Annotated in this window: 18 protein-coding genes; 11 read left to right on the forward strand and 7 right to left on the reverse strand. The window is 62.9% G+C overall.

Annotation, left to right across the window (positions count from 1 at the left end):
* Positions 1-74: 74 nt before the first annotated feature.
* Positions 75-929: a 3-deoxy-8-phosphooctulonate synthase gene (gene kdsA / locus B8784_RS14695; protein ID WP_084398691.1), complete on the forward strand. Its 855-nt coding sequence runs from the start codon at positions 75-77 to the stop codon at positions 927-929.
* 13 nt (positions 930-942) lie between these two features.
* Here the strand turns inward: kdsA and B8784_RS14700 are convergent, their stop codons facing one another.
* The 3 genes from B8784_RS14700 to B8784_RS14705 form a co-directional block, all read right to left on the reverse strand.
* Positions 943-1,392, reverse strand: a complete 450-nt coding sequence (locus tag B8784_RS14700) for a hypothetical protein (protein WP_084398692.1) — start codon at positions 1,390-1,392, stop codon at positions 943-945.
* A gap of 45 nt (positions 1,393-1,437) precedes the next feature.
* A complete protein-coding gene (locus B8784_RS21655) occupies positions 1,438-1,581 on the reverse strand; it encodes a hypothetical protein (RefSeq protein ID WP_158085697.1) in 144 nt (47 codons plus the stop codon).
* Between the two features lie 162 nt (positions 1,582-1,743).
* Positions 1,744-1,974, reverse strand: coding sequence for a helix-turn-helix domain-containing protein (locus B8784_RS14705; RefSeq protein WP_084398693.1), 231 nt, complete (start codon positions 1,972-1,974; stop codon positions 1,744-1,746).
* A gap of 289 nt (positions 1,975-2,263) precedes the next feature.
* Between B8784_RS14705 and B8784_RS14710 the strand changes: the two genes are divergently transcribed.
* From B8784_RS14710 to B8784_RS14720, 3 genes are all read left to right on the forward strand, one after another.
* Complete coding sequence (locus B8784_RS14710) at positions 2,264-2,785, forward strand: RNA polymerase sigma factor (protein ID WP_158085698.1); 522 nt, start codon at positions 2,264-2,266, stop codon at positions 2,783-2,785.
* A gap of 5 nt (positions 2,786-2,790) precedes the next feature.
* Complete coding sequence (locus B8784_RS14715; protein WP_084398695.1) at positions 2,791-3,750, forward strand: FecR family protein; 960 nt, start codon at positions 2,791-2,793, stop codon at positions 3,748-3,750.
* A gap of 233 nt (positions 3,751-3,983) precedes the next feature.
* The gene (locus tag B8784_RS14720) at positions 3,984-4,334 is read left to right on the forward strand and encodes a hypothetical protein (RefSeq protein WP_084398696.1); all 351 of its coding nucleotides are present in this window, start codon (positions 3,984-3,986) and stop codon (positions 4,332-4,334) included.
* Here the strand turns inward: B8784_RS14720 and B8784_RS14725 are convergent.
* Together B8784_RS14725 and B8784_RS14730 are read right to left on the reverse strand one after the other, a co-directional pair.
* Positions 4,307-6,163, reverse strand: a complete 1,857-nt coding sequence (locus tag B8784_RS14725) for an ABC transporter ATP-binding protein (protein ID WP_084398697.1) — start codon at positions 6,161-6,163, stop codon at positions 4,307-4,309. The genes B8784_RS14720 and B8784_RS14725 overlap by 28 nt on opposite strands.
* 80 nt (positions 6,164-6,243) lie before the next feature.
* Entirely contained in the window at positions 6,244-7,239 is a 996-nt protein-coding gene (locus tag B8784_RS14730; protein ID WP_084398698.1) for a Gfo/Idh/MocA family protein, read from the reverse strand.
* 167 nt (positions 7,240-7,406) lie between these two features.
* On the opposite strand from B8784_RS14730, the gene B8784_RS14735 reads away from it, so the two are divergent.
* Entirely contained in the window at positions 7,407-8,540 is a 1,134-nt protein-coding gene (locus tag B8784_RS14735; protein WP_233356164.1) for an iron-containing alcohol dehydrogenase, read from the forward strand.
* On the opposite strand, the gene rfbD is transcribed toward B8784_RS14735, so the two are convergent.
* On the reverse strand, positions 8,537-9,406 hold the full coding sequence (gene rfbD, locus B8784_RS14740) for a dTDP-4-dehydrorhamnose reductase (RefSeq protein WP_084398699.1): 870 nt from the start codon (positions 9,404-9,406) through the stop codon (positions 8,537-8,539). The genes B8784_RS14735 and rfbD overlap by 4 nt on opposite strands.
* Positions 9,403-9,975: a dTDP-4-dehydrorhamnose 3,5-epimerase gene (gene rfbC, locus B8784_RS14745; protein ID WP_084398700.1), complete on the reverse strand. Its 573-nt coding sequence runs from the start codon at positions 9,973-9,975 to the stop codon at positions 9,403-9,405. Before rfbC ends, rfbD begins: the two co-directional genes overlap by 4 nt.
* A gap of 222 nt (positions 9,976-10,197) precedes the next feature.
* Between rfbC and rfbB the strand changes: the two genes are divergently transcribed.
* The 6 genes from rfbB (at position 10,198) to B8784_RS14775 (ending at position 16,458) form a co-directional block, all read left to right on the forward strand.
* Positions 10,198-11,250 (forward strand): dTDP-glucose 4,6-dehydratase, encoded by a 1,053-nt coding sequence (rfbB, locus tag B8784_RS14750; protein ID WP_084398701.1) that lies wholly within the window; start codon positions 10,198-10,200, stop codon positions 11,248-11,250.
* Entirely contained in the window at positions 11,247-12,116 is an 870-nt protein-coding gene (gene rfbA / locus B8784_RS14755; RefSeq protein WP_084398702.1) for a glucose-1-phosphate thymidylyltransferase RfbA, read from the forward strand. Before rfbB ends, rfbA begins: the two co-directional genes overlap by 4 nt.
* A 113-nt stretch (positions 12,117-12,229) precedes the next feature.
* Positions 12,230-13,273 carry a mannose-1-phosphate guanylyltransferase gene (locus tag B8784_RS14760; protein ID WP_158085699.1) on the forward strand — a complete coding sequence of 348 codons (1,044 nt, stop codon included), beginning with the start codon at positions 12,230-12,232 and terminating at the stop codon, positions 13,271-13,273.
* Between the two features lie 81 nt (positions 13,274-13,354).
* Positions 13,355-14,251, forward strand: a complete 897-nt coding sequence (locus B8784_RS14765; protein WP_233356165.1) for an RnfABCDGE type electron transport complex subunit D — start codon at positions 13,355-13,357, stop codon at positions 14,249-14,251.
* Positions 14,193-15,314, forward strand: a complete 1,122-nt coding sequence (locus B8784_RS14770) for a DUF2330 domain-containing protein (RefSeq protein ID WP_084398705.1) — start codon at positions 14,193-14,195, stop codon at positions 15,312-15,314. The genes B8784_RS14765 and B8784_RS14770 overlap by 59 nt, the downstream gene beginning before the upstream one ends.
* Before the next feature lie 193 nt (positions 15,315-15,507).
* Entirely contained in the window at positions 15,508-16,458 is a 951-nt protein-coding gene (locus B8784_RS14775) for an IS110 family RNA-guided transposase (RefSeq protein WP_084396263.1), read from the forward strand.
* Positions 16,459-16,473 lie beyond the last annotated feature (15 nt).

The raw sequence follows: 16,473 nt of genomic DNA on the forward strand, positions 1-16,473 counted from the left end.
TGCCCACGCCCGGAACCTTGCCCGTTTCGCCGGACTTGTCTAATCGCTCAGCGCAAAGAGAGAAGGCTCCTGACATGGCGAAACTCACCCTTCCCGCACACGGCATTTCCATCGGGGACGGCCAGCCACTGACCGTCATGGCCGGCATGAATGTGCTTGAGAGCCGCGATCTGGCGCTCACCATCTGCGAGCATCTGAAAGCCGTCTGCGAGCGCCTGGAGCTGCCCTATATCTTCAAGGCGAGCTTCGACAAGGCGAACCGCTCCTCGATCAGTTCCTATCGCGGGCCGGGGCTCGAGGAGGGGCTGAAGATCTTCTCCGATGTGAAGACCGCCTTCGATGTGCCGGTCATCACCGACTATCACACGCCTGAGCAGGCAGAGCCGGTCGCCGAAGTGGCCGAGGTGATCCAGGTGCCGGCCTTCCTTTGCCGCCAGACCGATCTCGTGGTCGCCGGGGCGAAGGCCGTCGCCGCGCGCGATGGCTGGCTGCACGTGAAGAAAGCCCAGTTCCTGGCACCGTGGGACTGCAAGAACATCATTTCCAAGGTGGGGGAAGTTACGGGATCGAAGAACCCGACCATCCTCTGCGAGCGCGGCGCGAGCTTTGGCTACAACAATCTTGTCGTCGACATGCTGGGTATTCCGGCGATGAAGGCGCTGGGCGTGCCGGTGACGATCGACGCGACCCATGCCGTGCAGCTGCCGGGCGCCGACCCGCGCACCGCCGGCGGCTCGACCGGTGGGCGGCGCGAAGGGGTTTCCGTGATCGCGAAGTCGGCTGTGGCGGCTGGTGCTGACGGCATTTTCCTGGAATTCCACCCGGACCCGGACAAGGCGCTCTGCGACGGGCCAAGCTGCTTGCCGCTGGAAAGTGCCGAACCGCTGCTGAAAACGCTCAAGACCATCCATGAAACGGTGCGGGCCTAGGCTTTCGCCAGGCTCAAAGCCGTCTCAGGCGGGCTAGATCCTTTGGGCGCCCGAAGAGGGTCAGCAGCGCTTTCATCGCATCCAGCGTGGCGACTTTGAGGGTGATCTTACCAAGCTGAACCGGTTCGGTTTCGGGAACCGGGACCTGGTGCAATTCTCCGGCTTTCCTGACATGGAAATTTGCCATGAAGTCCACGTCGTACTGTCCAAGGCGTAGCCCAAAAAAGACGTCGGACCTGAAGAGCGAATGCTCTGCCGGGGCCTGGACGGCGATGCCGTAGTCTTTGGCTATCGAGCGGGCGTCGTCCGCACTTAGCAGGATATCAAGGTCACCTACATCGCCGGCGTCTATACCATGAAGGGTAAGCGCGGCACTGCCAATCAGCGCCCAATCATCCCGGCAGGTCTGCAATGCGCGGCCAAGGGCGAGGAGACTGTCCTGTAGGTCCGGTGGAAGAGACATGCCGCGTCTTACCCGATTGGCGGTGAAGGCAACAGCGCTTGTGCCTCAAGCCATCTCTGTCTCTCTCACGTAGAGTCCTTCGACGCCCTCATACGAGTCGTGTTCGGCAACGAGGTGGCCGGGGGCGACCTCGATCAGCTTCGGATTGTACTGCTCGGCATCCGGATCGTCGACGATCACGGACTTCATAAAGCGCAGCGGCGAGCGACAGTCGAGCCGGGATGAAACAAGGTTGAATACCGCGTGTTCTAGAGTGGAATTACCGTAGCCGGATCTGCCAAGGGAGCGGTCTTAGACATCGCAAATTTGGCTTATATATTCGTTCTTAGAGGAATAGCGCAGCGTAGGCTTTCAATCTTTTAGGTGGGTCTTCTTGTCTGGCATCACTAGATCCACGTGCGATACGCCAAGTGCTTGGGAAAGTTCATATAAGGTTACAATGGTCGGGTTTCGTTTGCCCCGCTCCAGACCACTCAGATATTGTTGACTGAAACCGGAACGGACCTCGACCTCCTCTTGGGTCAGGTGCTTCTCGCGGCGCAGACGCGCAAAATTTCGGCCCACCAGCTTCCGCATATCCATGCCACAAGAATATCGCTTACATATTCTTGTGTTATGTACTATAGTGTGTATTTCAGTAGTGAGGATGCCCACCGTCTGTGTAGGAGGTAACTGGTGCCGAACAGATCCAGCTTGAGAGTAAAGCCTCATCCTTTTTGCGGGCATAGACGTCAGGATGGCGATCACACTGCCTGCTTTGATAGTTGCACTCAGCTATTGTGACTTGCTTATGACTCAGAAATTGATCGCTACGACTAGCGTTTCGGCACCCGATGAAACGTCCGTTTCTTCAGTACAATGTGCCGTTTCATTGCAAGCAGTCTTTTCCGGCCAGCGCGAGCAGCTCCTGCGGCTGGCGCGGCTGCGGGTGGGCAACCGGGCGGATGCCGAGGATCTGGTGCAGGAGGCCTTTGTGGCTGTGGGGCGGGCCTATCCGGACAGGGAGGGCGAGGAATTGCGCCGGCTCTTGTTCGTGACGCTGCGCAATCTGACGGTCAATTTCCTGAAATCCGGATACCGGCGCCAGGCGAGGGCGTCTGTCGAATTCAGCGGGGTAGGCGAGGTGATCGCCTGTGCCCGGACCGCCACCCCGGAGAGACAGCTCATGGATGCCCAGCTTCTCAGGATTGCCGAACAGGCGATTGCCGCCCTGCCGGAACGCCGGCGCGAGGCCCTGCGGCTGCACCGCTATGAGGGGCTCACCTACAGCCAGGTCGCCCGGCGCTTGTCAGTCTCGGTCAGAACCGCCAAGAGTGATGTCGCCGAGGCGCTGGCAGCCATTGCCGAACGCCTCTCACGCTTGGAAGGCGGGGGAGATCCCCCGGCAGGGTGATACGCATGGCGGCTGGTGACGACACGCATTCCGCGCGGCTGAAAGCCGCCGCGGCCTGGTATGGCGAATTGCAGGAGCCCGACCTCTCTGCCGAGCGCTGGGACGCGTTCCAGGCCTGGGAGAGCGATCCGGCCAATGCCGCCGCCTTTGCCGAAATCGAACGCACGCTGGTGGTCACCGACCGCACCGCCTTCGGCCGGGCCGCGAAGGCGGGTGGCCACAAGCGGAGGGACGGACGTGTTCCCGCCTGGGCCGGCTGGCTTGGCGGGGTGGCCGCCGCGCTGCTTGTCGGACTGGTCGTGATCGGTCTCTGGCCGCAGGGCAGGGCGGCCGAGCCGGAGGTCTACCAGACCGCGGTGGGCGAGATCCGGGAGGTGGCGCTTGCCGATGGTTCATCCGTGACGCTGAACACGGCGAGCCGGGTCGAGGTGACGCTTGGCAAGGAGACGCGCGGCATTCTCCTCTCTTCAGGCGAGGCCCTGTTCGATGTGGCAAAGGAAGACCGGCCCTTTGTGGTCAGGGCGGGACCAAGCCGCACGGAGGCGCTTGGCACGCGGTTCAATATCCGCACCGGTGACGACGCGGTCGCAGTGACGCTGGTGGACGGCTCCGTCGAGGTGCGCGGGACGGGCAGGCCCGGACGCAGGCTTTCTCCGGGCGAGCAGCTCATTATGGATCGTGCGGGGGCGGTGTCTGTGACCGGGGTCGATCCCGCGCAGGTCACCGGCTGGCAGGCCGGGATGATTGTGTTTGACGCAACGACGCTTGCCGAGGCCGTCGCCGAGATGAACCGGTATTCCGATGTGACGCTTGTGATTGCCGATGAAGGGCTCGCTGGCGAACGGGTGAGCGGGGCTTTTCCGGCCGGTGAGCCGGACGCCTTTTCCGAGAATCTTGAACTCTTCCTGCCGCTGGAGGTGGAGCGCTCGGGCGGGGAGATCGTGCTGCGGCGGGCAGGGGAGTGAGGGCGCGCCTGATACTGGTTTCGGGGTATGTATCGGAAAGCCAGGCGGAGGCCGTTACCTTGCGCTTATTGAGGCGTATCCATCGGCATTGTGTATGGCAGTGTACCTCTTTGCATCGTTCGGCCTGCAATGACACTGAACCGCCAGCTAAACGGCGCTACACTTATTTCACAATCGGTGGCGTCGGGTTTGTCGGCGCAATGGCTGACCGCACCCTCGAGCAGGAGACTGGAATGGCAACGATTTATCAACTCCCTTCCGGCAGCTGGCGTGTGCAAATTCGCCGCAAACCAGCCTATCTCTCAAGGACCTTCAAGCAACGCTCCAAGGCTGAAAGCTGGGCATGTAGTACGGAAAACCTGCTTGGCGCATTCAGGGTCGATAGACGCCGTCACACGATTATTGCCAAGATAATGTTTGATTTGCAGGAGCTTAAACAAGCGGCAGAGAGTGAGCTGGAACTGGAATTTTTCGAAATAGCCCTCAGCTCGATCGATTCCGCCAGGGACCTTATGCAAGAGGGGACCACACGTCGCTTCGCTGGCGTCTCAGCCTCTCATGCCGCCTCGGTCCTTTTTAAGTAAAGCCCTTCAACGCCCTCATACGGGTCGTGCTCGGCAACGAGGTGGCCGGGGGCGACCTCGATCAGCTTCGGATTGTACTGCTCGGCATCCGGATCGTCGACGATCACGGACTTCATGAAGCGCAGCGGCGAGCGCCGGTCGAGCGGGGAGGGCAGGTCGCCATGCAGCTTGACGCGGTCCTTGCCGCGCTCGAATTTCGGGTCCGGTGTCGGCACCGCCGAGATCAGCGCCTTTGTGTAAGGGTGGCGGGCATCCTCGTAGATCGCGTGTCGGTCGGCCAGCTCCACCACCTTGCCGAGATAGAGCACCATGATGCGGTGGCTGATCTCGCGCACCACGGAAAGATCGTGGCTGATGAAGATCATGGCGAGGTCGAATTCCTTCTGCAGCTCGATCAGCAGGTCGACCACCTGGGCCTGCACCGAGACATCGAGGGCGGAGACCGCCTCGTCGCAGACGAGCAGCTTGGGCCGCAGGATCATGGCGCGGGCGATGCCGACGCGCTGGTTCTGGCCGCCAGAAAGCTCATGCGGATAGCGGTTGATAAGCGCCGGGGACAGGCCGACGCGCGGCAGGAAGTCCTTCACCTGTTTCTCGCGCTCGGCCTTGGACAGCTCCGGCTTGTGCACCGTCAGCGGTTCGGCGATAGACTGGCCGATGGTCATGCGCGGGTCGAGCGAGGCAAGCGGGTCCTGGAAGACGATCTGGAGGTCGTCGCGGAGATTGTTCATCTCCTTGTGGCTGGCCTGGGTGATGTCGCGGCCCATCCAGGCGACGGTGCCGGCGGTCGATGGCACGAGGTTGAGCACCGCGCGCGCCAGGGTGGACTTGCCGCAGCCGGATTCGCCGACCACGCCCAGCGTCTCGCCGGGGCGCAGGTCGAAGGAGACGCCGTCGACGGCCCGCAGCATCTTGGTCTTGCCGAACAGCCCGCCGCCGATATTGACCGGGAACTGCACCTTCACATCGCGCGCCTTCACCAGCGGCTCGGTGGCTGCTTGCGGGACCTCGCCCAGTTTCGGGCGGCCTTCGCGGTTCGGCTGGTCGATGCGCGGCACGGCGTTAAGCAGCATTTTCGTGTAGTCGTGCTGCGGGGCGTAGAAGATGTCGTCGCTGGTACCGGTCTCGACGATCTCGCCATCCTTCATCACGACCACGCGATCACACATGCGCGCGACGACACCCATATCGTGGGTGATCAGGACAATGCCGGTGCCGGTGTCTTTCTTCAGGTCGTACATCAGGTCCAGAACCTGCGCCTGAACGGTGACGTCGAGCGCGGTGGTCGGTTCGTCGGCGAGCAGCAGTTTCGGCCCGCACAGCATGGCGATGGCGACCATGACGCGCTGGCGCATGCCGCCGGAGAGCTCATGCGGGAACTGGTCGAGCCGGCGGCGGGCTTCCGGGATGCGCACTTGTTCGAGCCAGTCGACACAGCGCTTGGTGGCCGCTTCGCCCTTCAGCCCCTTGTGCAGGGCCAGCACTTCGCGCATCTGCGCGCCGACCGTCATGTGCGGGGTGAGCGAGGTCAGCGGATCCTGGAAGATCATCGACATCTGGGCGCCGCGCACCTTGCGCAGCGTAGACGCCTTCGCGCCGACCATTTCCTGGCCGCCGAATTTGACCGAGCCGGTGACTGTGCCATTGTCCGCGATGAGGCCCATGGCCGCGAGCGCCGACTGGCTCTTGCCGGAGCCGGACTCCCCGACAATGCCGACGCATTCGCCCGGGGCGACCTCGAAGCTCGTGCCTTTCACGGCGTTCACCGTCCCGTCCGGGGTGTCGAAATCGATCTTCAGGTCTCGGACGGAAAGGATGGGGTCGCTCACGGGCACGTCCTGTTGTCTTTGAAGAATATCCAGCCGGTATCGGGCCCGACGGGCCGGGCCAAGTCAACAGGCAGCACCAGTCAGCGATCGCGCAGGTGGCGCAGGCCGGCCGCCTCATAGATCGCGTCGAGCTGGGTTTGCTGGGTCTGGATCACCGCGCCTTCGGTCGGCAGCGGTGTGTCGGTGTGAAGCGCATCGAGCACAGCCGCGAGCTGCCAGGTATAGGTCGAGATGGGGCTGATCGTGGCCTCTTCGTGCCCGCCGTTTTCTGTTTCCAGCCGGAGGTGCCCGCCCCGGTGCGGGAAGATGGGTTTTTCGAAGTGGATGCGCCCCTTGCTGCCAGCAATGGTCATGGCCGCCTTGAACGGTGTGCCGGGCGCCATGCTGGTGGAGAGTTTCGCCACGGCCCCGCTTTCGAAGCCGAGGGTCGCCGTCAGGCTCTCATCGACGCCGCGCCTGGTCAGCGTGGCTTCCGCCTCGACCGAGATCGGCGCTTCGCCCAGGGCCTGGAGCGTCCAGCTCAACGGGTAGCAGCCAAGGTCCATCATCGCCCCGCCACCGGTCTCGGGCAGCTGTCGGATCTCGTCATCGCTGTCGCGGATTTCGACGCAGAAATCGGCCTCGATCTCGCGCACCGTGCCGATGCGGCCCGCCTCGATCCAGTCGAGACACTGCTGAAAGGCCGGATGATAGCGATAGTGGAATGCCTCGATCAGGCGCTTGCCCGCTTTTCCGGCGGCCGCCTGCATCTCCTTTGCTTCCCCGGCATTCATAGCGAAGGGCTTCTCGCAGAGCACATGCTTGCCGGCTTCGAGGGCGCGGATGGTCCATTCCGCGTGGCGGTTGATGGGCAGGGGATTGTAGATGAGGTCGATGTCCGGGCTTTCCAGGAGCGGCTCGTAGCTGTCGAAGACCTGATGGACCCGGTGAAGTTCGGCGAACTCGGCGGCGCGGCGTTTGTCGCGCGCGGCAACGCCTTCCAGCCGGACGCGCGGGATGACATGCGCCGGATCGCAGACGGCTTTCGGCGTGATCCGGGCGGCGCCAAGCAATCCGATGCGGAGAGTGTCTGCCATTCTGCTCGCCTTTCTTCCTGTTGTGGCCCTTGTCCTGCCGGACGTGAAGGCCTGTCTCAAGGGGGCGTGCGGGCAGATTGACGCGCGGGGCAGTCTTGCGTCGCCGATCCCGCTCGTCTTACTTGGCGGGAAGTGACTTATTTCCACGCCTGAAAGCGAGACGATCCATGCCTGTCATGACTTTCCTCAACACCTGCATCTTCGACCACGGCGCGATCCAGAAGCTGCCCGGCGTGCTGCGGGGACAAGGGGTGTCGAAGCCCTTCGTGATCACCGATCCGGGCATCAAGACCGCCGGGATCCTCGAGACCATCCTCGATGCGTTGGGCGTCGAGCCGGCAGGCGTCTTCGCTGAAACGGTCGCGAACCCGACCGAAGACCAGGCCATCAAGGTCACCGATCTCTACAAGAGCGCAGGTGCCGACGGCATCATCGCTCTGGGCGGCGGCTCCAGTATGGACCTCTCCAAGGCGGTCGGCCTGCTGGCGAGCCATGGCGGCCCGCTTGAGAAGTATGCGGCCATGTCGGGCGGCTCGAAACATATCAGCAAGCTGCCGCCGCTGATCGCCATTCCCACGACGGCGGGTACGGGGTCGGAAGTCTCGGTCGGCATGATCACCACGCTGAACAATGGCCGTAAGGAGACCTTTGCGTCGCCCAACCTCATCCCGCCGGTGGCAATCTGCGACCCGGACCTCACCTTTGGCCTGCCGAAGATGATGACGGCGGCGACCGGCATGGATGCGGTCACCCACTGTATCGAGGCGGTGCTGGTGCCGGCCTCCAATCCGCCGGCCGAGGGTGTCGGCTATGACGGGCTCACCCGCGCGATTGGCGATGGCTGGCTGCAGCGCGCCGTCGAGGATGGGTCCGATCCGGATGCGCGCTGGAACATGATGATGGCCTCCTATGAAGGCGCGCTCGCCTTTTCCAAGGGGCTTGGCAGTGTCCACGCCCTGTCGCATGCCGCCGGGCGCCTGCATGAGAAGAAGCTGCACCACGGCACGCTGAACGCGATTTTCCTGCCGCATCTTCTGCGTTTCAATGAGGGCGCGGCCGAGCGCAAATACGAGCGCCTGCGCTTTGCCATGGGGCTGAAGGAGGGGGCCGACCTCGCCGATGCCATCTCACGGCTGAATGAGGCGATCGGTATTCCGAACACGCTGAAGGACATCGGTCTGGAAGCTTCCGACGGGCCGGGCGTGGTCGAATATGCCCTGGCCGACCTTGCCCACCGCGGCAATGCCAAGCCGGCTGGACAGGAAGACTATGAGCGCATCTACGAGGCCGCGCTCGGCTAGGCCTTCAGGGCCAGGCGCACGACCTCATCGCTGGCGGCCCGCCAGTCCGGCATCGGCCCCAGCAGCCTTTCAGCCGCGCTGACATCGAGCACGACGCCTCTCGGGCGCGGCGCCGGGGTCTCGAATGCGGAGCCGGGCACAGGCGTGAGGGCTGGGGACGGCCCACCGGCCTTCGCGGCGGCGGCAAAGACCTGCTCGGCCCAGCCAAACCGGCTGACAGGATTGGGCGGCCCGAGATGCAGCACGCCGGGCAAGCTCTCGCCCTTTGCCAATTTAGCCGCCAGGGCCACGAGCTGGCTCGCCAGGGCATCGACATGGGTCGGGCGGCCGGTCTCGTCATCGACCAGTTTCAACTCGGCATTCTTCGCGCCATGCGCCAGGATCTTGGTGATGAAGCTCTCGCCCTCATCGGAGAAAAGCCAGCTTACCCGCGTGACGAGATGGCGCCCGCCAGCCGAACGCACCAGCGTCTCGCCTTCGAGCTTTGAGGCGCCATAGACCGATGTCGGCGCGGTCCAGGCCGATTCGCGCTTTGGCTCGCCGGGATCGCCCTCGCTGAACACCATGTCGGTGGAGACCTGGATCAGCGGGATGCCGGCGACGGCGGCCAGACGCGCCAGCAGGCCTGCGCCGGTGGCATTGATCCGGTTGGCGGTCTCGGGCTCGGCTTCGGCGTGATCGACCGCCGTGTAGGCAGCGGCATTGATGATGACCGACGGTGCGGTCTGTTCGATCACGGACGCGAGCTGGGTCGGGTTGGTGATGTCCATCCGGTCGCGGCCCAGCGCCCGGCAGCCCTGCCGCGCCAGCGCCTGGCCGAGCCGGCCCATCCCGCCGGCCACCAATATGCGGTTCGTCTCGGTCATGAGTCGTAGGTGAAGGGGGAGTCGAGTTTCGCAAGGCCCGGCCAGGTAAAGTCGCGTCCCGACATGACGACATCGTCCGGGCGCGGCCACGGGATGGAAAGCCCGGTATCGCACCAGAGCAGCCCGCCCTCGCAGTCCGGCGCGTAGTGGTCGGACACCTTGTAGGTCACCAGCGTATTGGTCGCGAGCGTCTGGTAGCCATGGGCAAACCCGACCGGCACATAGAAAAGCTGGGGCTGTTTCGCGCTCAGCGTCACGTGCAGGCTGCGGCCATAGGTCGGTGAGCCTTCGCGCAGGTCGACGATGGCGTCGAAGATCTCGCCCCGGATGACCTGGACCAGCTTGGCCTGGGCATGCGGCGGGGCCTGAAAATGCAGGCCGCGCGTCGTGCCCGGCGCGGCGGAAAAGGCCTGATTGTCCTGCACCCAGTCGACCTGGGGCAGGCCGGCCACGGCCCAGTCGCGCGCATTCCATGTCTCGCAGAACCAGCCGCGCTCGTCGCCATGCGTCGCCAGCGTGATCAGGGCGGGGCCCGGAATGGAAAATGTCTCGAGATTCTGTATGCCCATGCGGGCTTGATTGCCTGCGCGGTCATCCCCGTCAATGTCGTTTCTGAGTGCAGGGCGCCCCAAGGCCTTCTCCAGACGGTTGTGTGCCTTCGTGCAAAATCCCTTGCCGAGAGGCGGGGCGAAAGGCTAGGCCACCCTCTGGTGCCGAAGAGGGCCGGCCATGATCTGCGCACAGTGTCTTGCGGGCATTCCGGTCGAACGTGATTGCGGTAGGGTAGAGAAATGAGACTTCTCGTCACCGGCGGCGCCGGCTTCATCGGGTCAGCCCTCATCCGCCGCGCGCTTGCGCAGGGCCATAGTGTCCTCAATATCGACAAGCTGACCTATGCGGCCAATCCCGACAGCCTCGCGGCGATTGCGGGCGATGAGCGCTACAGCTTCCTGCAGGCCGACATCTGCGATGGCGCGACGATGGCCGAGAGCCTCCGGGCCTTTCGTCCGGACCGGGTCTTCAACCTGGCCGCGGAAACCCATGTCGACCGCTCCATCGACGATCCGCAGGCTTTTATCCGCACCAATATCAACGGCGTGCATACGCTGCTCGACACCTGCCGGACCTGGCTGCAGGAAGCTGGAGACGAAGACGGCTTCCGCTTCATTCAGATCTCGACCGACGAGGTCTATGGCTCCATCGCCTCGGGCGCTTTCAACGAAGCCTCGCCCTATCAGCCTAATTCGCCCTATTCAGCCTCCAAGGCTTCGGCGGACATGCTGGTGCGGGCCTGGCACCGCACCTATGGCTTTCCAGCCATCATCACGAACTGTTCGAACAATTACGGGCCGTGGCAATTCCCGGAAAAATTCATCCCCACCATCGTGATGAAGGCGCTGCGTGAAGAGGCGATCCCGATCTATGGTGACGGCCAGCAGGTGCGTGACTGGCTGTTCGTCGACGATCATGCCGACGCCTTGCTGCGGGTCGCCAATAGCGGAGAGGCGGGCGAGACCTATTGCGTCGGCGGGGACGCCACCATGACCAATCTCGACCTCGCGCGCACCGTTTGCGACCTCGTGGATGACCGTCTCGGCCGGGAGGCGGGTGCGAGCCGCCAGCTCATCGAGATGGTGGCGGACCGACCCGGTCATGACCAGCGCTATGCCATCGACCACGCAAAGATCACCGAGGCGCTTGGTTGGCACCCGGCCTGCGACCTGAAAGAGGGCCTGGTCCGCACGGTGGACTGGTATCTCGGCCAGGGCGAGTGGCTGAACAGGCTGGCCGCCGACGGGCGTGCCGGATCGAGACTCGGCCTGATGCAGGAGGAGCGCAAATGAAGGGCATCGTACTGGCCGGGGGCAATGGCTCGCGCCTCTATCCCCTGACGCGCAGCATCTCGAAGCAGCTGATGCCGGTCTATGACAAGCCGATGATCTATTACCCGATCAGCGTGCTGATGCTCGCCGGGATCCAGGACTTCCTGATCCTGACCAAGCCGGAAGACCGCACCGCCTTCGAAAAGCTGCTGGGCGACGGATCGGAATTCGGGGTCTCCATCACCTATGCCGAACAGGACCAGCCGCGCGGCATCGCGGAAGCCCTGATTATCGGCGAGGACTTCCTCGACGGAGAGCCCTGTGCGCTCGTGCTGGGTGATAATATCTTCTATGGCCACGGCCTGCCCGAAATTCTGGCGGAGGCGAAAGGCTTCGAGAGCGGCGCGGAGATCTTCGCCTATCAGGTGGCCGATCCGCGCGCCTATGGCGTGGTCGAGTTCGACGGTGAAGGCCGGGTCCTGTCGATCGAGGAAAAGCCGCGCAAGCCGAAGTCCAACTTCGCCGTGACCGGGCTTTATTTCTACGATTCAACAGCGCCCGCCAAGGCCCGCACGCTGACGCCGTCCGACCGCGGGGAGCTTGAAATCACCGAGCTCAACAGCCTTTACCTGGAAGAGGGGCAGTTGCGGGCGAATTTGATGGGGCGCGGATTTGCCTGGCTCGACGCCGGCACCCACGATTCGCTGCTGGAAGCTGCCCAGTTCATCGCCTCCATCGAGGAGCGTCAGGGGATGAAGATCGCGTGCCTCGAGGAGATCGGCTACCGGCTCGGCTATCTCACGCGTGAACAGCTCCTGAAACAGGCTAGGAAGCTCAAATCGTCCACCTATGGCGCTTATCTCGAAAAAATCGCAAAATCCCCCTGATCGTTCCGGTCCGCGGTGCCGGGGCAAACTGACATGGTTCTTGCAGGAGCTCATGCGACGAACCAGCATGCCTGCAGCGGACCCTTGCCGTGCGGGCGGAACAGGAGAGCGCCTTGGAAACGCTTGAGATCACCCCTGTCATTCTCTGTGGCGGTAGCGGGACGCGGCTGTGGCCGCTGTCGACGCCCGAGCGCCCGAAGCAGTTTCTGAAGCTGGACGGGCAGGCCTCGATGCTCGCCCAGACAGCCGCGCGCATGTGCGATGATGATAAGGCCGGCCTGCGTTTCGCGCAGACGCTCGTCGTCGGCAGTGTGCGCCATCGGGACATGATCCGCGACGAGGTGCCCGGCGCCCGGCGGATCCTGGAGCCGTTCGGGCGTAATTCCGCCGCTGCGGTTGCCGCGGCCGCGCTGGCCGCGCCGGAAGACGCCCTGCTGCTCGTCCTGCCGGCCGATCACTCCATCCTGCGCCCGGACCTTTTCCGCAAGGCCGTCGGGGCTGGCGCGGCGGCTGCGCGGGACGGCCATATCGTCACCTTCGGCATCACGCCCTCCTTCCCGGCCACGGGCTATGGCTATATCGATATCGAGCCGGGCGAGACCTGTGTGCGCAAGGCGCGGAAATTTGTCGAGAAGCCGCTTCTGGACAAGGCGCAAGCCTATCTCGATTCCGGACACTATCTCTGGAATGCCGGGATCTTTCTGTTCCGGGCGGGGACAATGCTGGACGCGTTCCGTACCCATGCGCCCGAAATTCTCGACAATGTCACCCGCGCCCTGCCGCAAGCGATTGCGACCCAGGAAGAAAGCGAGATCGACGCCGGTGTCTTCGATGCCTGCCCGAACACCTCGATCGACTACGCCATCATGGAGAAATTTCCTTCCGTCATGGCTGTGCCGGTCGAAATGGGCTGGAGCGATGTCGGCGACTACAAGGCACTCTGGGAGCTGTCGGAAAAGGATGCAGACGGCAATGTCCTGATGGGGCCGGTCACGGCCACGGGCTGCCGCAACTGCTATATCCGTTCCGAAGCCGGTCCGCTCTCGGTGTCCGGTCTGACGGACAAGATCGTCATCGCCACCGGCGACCACTATATGGCCTGCGACATGGCCGAGGCCCAGTCGGTGAAGACCCTGGCCAGCGCGGCGAGCAAGTAAGCCGGCCAACCAGGCGGGGCGAGATTCCAAATCTTCGCCCCATTTTGCCCGTTTTTCGTGTATTCTCTGTCATGAATGGATGTGAGGGACGCACCGCTCAGCGTGTTTCGCGGGCTCAACCGTGACGCGCGCCACTGGCAGATCCTGGCCTTGTCAGGTCTGTTTGCGATCTCTGTCTGGACCACGGATTTCGGTGCCCGGCCCGAACACCTCATTGCCGCGCTGACCGGCACGCTCACCGCGCAGATCATTGGCGCGTGGGCCGTTGGCTGCCGGTTCGAGTGGAAGTCGGCGGCGATCACTGCGCTCTCGCTCTCGATCCTGTTGCGGGCAAGCGAGCCCTGGATGTGGGTGGCGGCTGGCCTGGTCGGCGTCGGGGCGAAGTTTGCGATCCGCTACAAGGGCAAGCACCTCTTCAACCCGGCCTGTCTCGGCATCGTCGCCATGATCCTTCTTTTCGGCCGGGATGTCTGGGTGTCGCCCGGACAGTGGGGACAGGCGCCGCTGATTGCCGGCTGGGCCATGGCGTTGGCCGCGCTGGTGCTCTCCAGCGTGAAGCGGCTCGACATCGCGCTCGGCTTTATCGCGACCTTCGCCGCCATTCTGTTTGGCCGCGCGCTCTGGCTCGGCGATCCGATGGCGATCCCGATGCATCAGCTCTCTTCGGGCACGCTGCTGGTCTTTACCTTCTTCATGATTACCGATCCGCGCTCGACGCCGGATTCCTGTCCGGGCCGGCTGCTCTTCGCGGCCGGAGTGGCGGGGCTGACGGCCTGGCTCATCATCGGCCCGAATGTGATCGCCGCGCCGATGATGGCGCTGGCGGCGCTGTCGGTCTTCACACCATTTCTCGACCGGTGGCTTCCCGCCCGCCGGTTCCAGTGGGGCATACACCAAAAGTCCAAGGAGGGACGTGACTATGAAACTCAGACATCTGGCAGGCTCGGCGGCGCTTGGTCTCGGCTCGCTCGCCCTTAGCGCCCCGGCCTCGGCCTTTTGCGGCTTTTATGTCGCCAAGGCCGATACCGACCTGTTCAACGACGCCTCCAAGGTGGCGCTGGCGCGCGACGGGGACCGCACCGTGATCACCATGTCGTCGGACTATCGCGGCGAACCGTCAGAATTCGCCATGGTCGTTCCCGTGGTCGAAGTGCCCGAGCGTGAGCAGATCAATGTCGCCAATCCCGGCCTGATCGGCCATCTCGATGCCTATACCGCCCCGCGTCTGGTCGAGTATCATGACGAGAATCCCTGCGAGCAGCGGGTCTATCGGTCCGTACCGGTTTCAGGCACGCGAGTAGATGAGATGGCAGCGGCCGAACCCGCGCCCGAAGCCGAGGATCTCGGCGTCACCATCGAGGCGGAATACGAGGTCGGCGAATACGACATCCTGATCCTCTCGGCCGAAGAGTCCGACGGGTTGATCACCTGGCTCAACAGCAATGGCTACCGCATTCCCGAGGGCGCCGACGAGGTCGTCGGCTCCTATCTCAAGCAGGGCATGAAATTCTTCGTCGCCAAGGTGAACCTCGAGCGCCACAACGAGGCCGGCTTCCTGCGCCCGATCCAGGTCGCCTATGAGGATGAGGATTTCATGCTGCCCATCCGGCTCGGCACGGTGAATGCCGAGGGCAAGCAGGAACTGTTCGTCTTCACGATGACCCGCAAGGGCCGCGTCGAGACGATCAATTACAAGACGAAGAAGCTGCCTTCCGACATGGATGTGCCGATCTATGTGAAGGATGAGTTCGGCGACTTCTACAAGGACATGTTCGCCCACCAGGTCGAGAAGGAGAACGGCAAGGCCGTCTTCATGGAATATGCCTGGGACATGAGCTGGTGCGACCCGTGTGCCGCCGAACCGCTCTCACGCTCCGAGCTTCAGGAGCTCGGCGTGATGTGGCTCGACGAGGATGGTCAGGATCAGGGCAATATCCGACCCGGACCGAGACCGGGCCCGCAGCCGGTCGACGTCTTCGTGACCCGGCTGCACCTGCGTTATGACGGGGAGACCTTTCCGGAAGACCTGCGCTTGTCTTAGAGATTCCTGGTCTTCTGGTTAGAAAAGAACCGCTGGTGGGGACTGCGCAATTTCCCCGCCGGCGTAGAGGAACGGATCGTGCCTGCGCTGGCTGAGTAAGTGCCGTTGGGAAGTTTGATCGTCCTCTTCATTTCCATGCGACCTGAACGGATACGAGGGCATCTAGGCCCGTACGACAAGCAAAGGATCTGGAATGTCCATCGAACCAGTTCGCCAGCATATCGGCGTCGATATTTCAAAGAGCACTCTGGATGCGCACATGTATCCTGAGGGCAGGACCATAACTGTCCCGAATGATAAAAAAGGATTCAGGCAATTGCTGACCTGGATGGCAGGATGTCATCTTGAACAGCTACTCTATGAACCGACCGGGCAGTATCATCTTGCCTTCGAGAAGTTCTTCCTGAAAGCCGAAATACCTCTCGGCAAGGTCAATCCACGGCAGGCTCGACGATTTGCGGACGCATTGGGTGTGTCGGCGAAAACAGACACGATCGATGCCGGGCTTATCGCAAAATACGGGGCGATGATTTCTGTGCGCCGCGTCAGCGACAGAACGATCAAGTTCAATGAAATGAAAGAGCTACAATCGGCTCGGCGCGCTCTGGTGAAAGACAGGACACGCGCGTCCAACCGGTCTTCCGCCCGGATAGCTCCCTTGTTGCGGCGCCAGGCACGGGAAAGGATTGAGCAGATCGACCGTCACATGAAAGCAATCGACGCGGCTCTTCGTTTGCTGGTCCGTGATGATGAATTCCTGAAAGCCAGATTCGACATTCTACAGACTATTCCTGGCATTGGAGAAACAACCGCGATCATGCTTCTGACCGAGATGCCCGAACTCGGCTTCATCGATCACAAGGCGGCCGCCAGTCTTGCAGGACTTGCTCCGATCGCTCGGGACAGCGGCACGTTTCGAGGCAAGCGATACATACAAGGTGGAAGAGCACATTTGCGACAGGCGCTCTATATGCCCACCCTCGTTAGCATAAAGCATAATCCGGAATTCAGCGCGAAATACCAGATGATGGTCGCCACCGGAAAAGCGCCAAAACTGGCCATCACAGCCATAATGAGAAAGCTTATCGTCCTGGCGAACAGTCTGCTTCGCGATAGCCGAAACTGGGTTCCAAGCCGGACTTGACGAAGACGGATACTT

The organism is Henriciella aquimarina, assembly GCF_002088975.1.
In the GTDB taxonomy this organism is placed as follows: Bacteria; Pseudomonadota; Alphaproteobacteria; order Caulobacterales; family Hyphomonadaceae; genus Henriciella; species Henriciella aquimarina.

Coding starts and splice junctions, on each gene's coding strand:
- B8784_RS14775 (WP_084396263.1), top strand. CDS start 15,508: ATGTCCATCGAACCAGTTCGCCAGCATATCGGCGTCGATATTTCAAAG.
- B8784_RS14700 (WP_084398692.1), bottom strand. CDS start 1,392: ATGTCTCTTCCACCGGACCTACAGGACAGTCTCCTCGCCCTTGGCCGC.
- rfbD (WP_084398699.1), bottom strand. CDS start 9,406: ATGACCGAGACGAACCGCATATTGGTGGCCGGCGGGATGGGCCGGCTC.
- rfbC (WP_084398700.1), bottom strand. CDS start 9,975: ATGGGCATACAGAATCTCGAGACATTTTCCATTCCGGGCCCCGCCCTG.
- rfbA (WP_084398702.1), top strand. CDS start 11,247: ATGAAGGGCATCGTACTGGCCGGGGGCAATGGCTCGCGCCTCTATCCC.
- B8784_RS14730 (WP_084398698.1), bottom strand. CDS start 7,239: ATGGCAGACACTCTCCGCATCGGATTGCTTGGCGCCGCCCGGATCACG.
- B8784_RS14720 (WP_084398696.1), top strand. CDS start 3,984: ATGGCAACGATTTATCAACTCCCTTCCGGCAGCTGGCGTGTGCAAATT.
- kdsA (WP_084398691.1), top strand. CDS start 75: ATGGCGAAACTCACCCTTCCCGCACACGGCATTTCCATCGGGGACGGC.
- B8784_RS14705 (WP_084398693.1), bottom strand. CDS start 1,974: ATGGATATGCGGAAGCTGGTGGGCCGAAATTTTGCGCGTCTGCGCCGC.
- B8784_RS14735 (WP_233356164.1), top strand. CDS start 7,407: ATGCCTGTCATGACTTTCCTCAACACCTGCATCTTCGACCACGGCGCG.
- B8784_RS21655 (WP_158085697.1), bottom strand. CDS start 1,581: ATGAAGTCCGTGATCGTCGACGATCCGGATGCCGAGCAGTACAATCCG.
- B8784_RS14715 (WP_084398695.1), top strand. CDS start 2,791: ATGGCGGCTGGTGACGACACGCATTCCGCGCGGCTGAAAGCCGCCGCG.
- B8784_RS14770 (WP_084398705.1), top strand. CDS start 14,193: ATGAAACTCAGACATCTGGCAGGCTCGGCGGCGCTTGGTCTCGGCTCG.
- rfbB (WP_084398701.1), top strand. CDS start 10,198: ATGAGACTTCTCGTCACCGGCGGCGCCGGCTTCATCGGGTCAGCCCTC.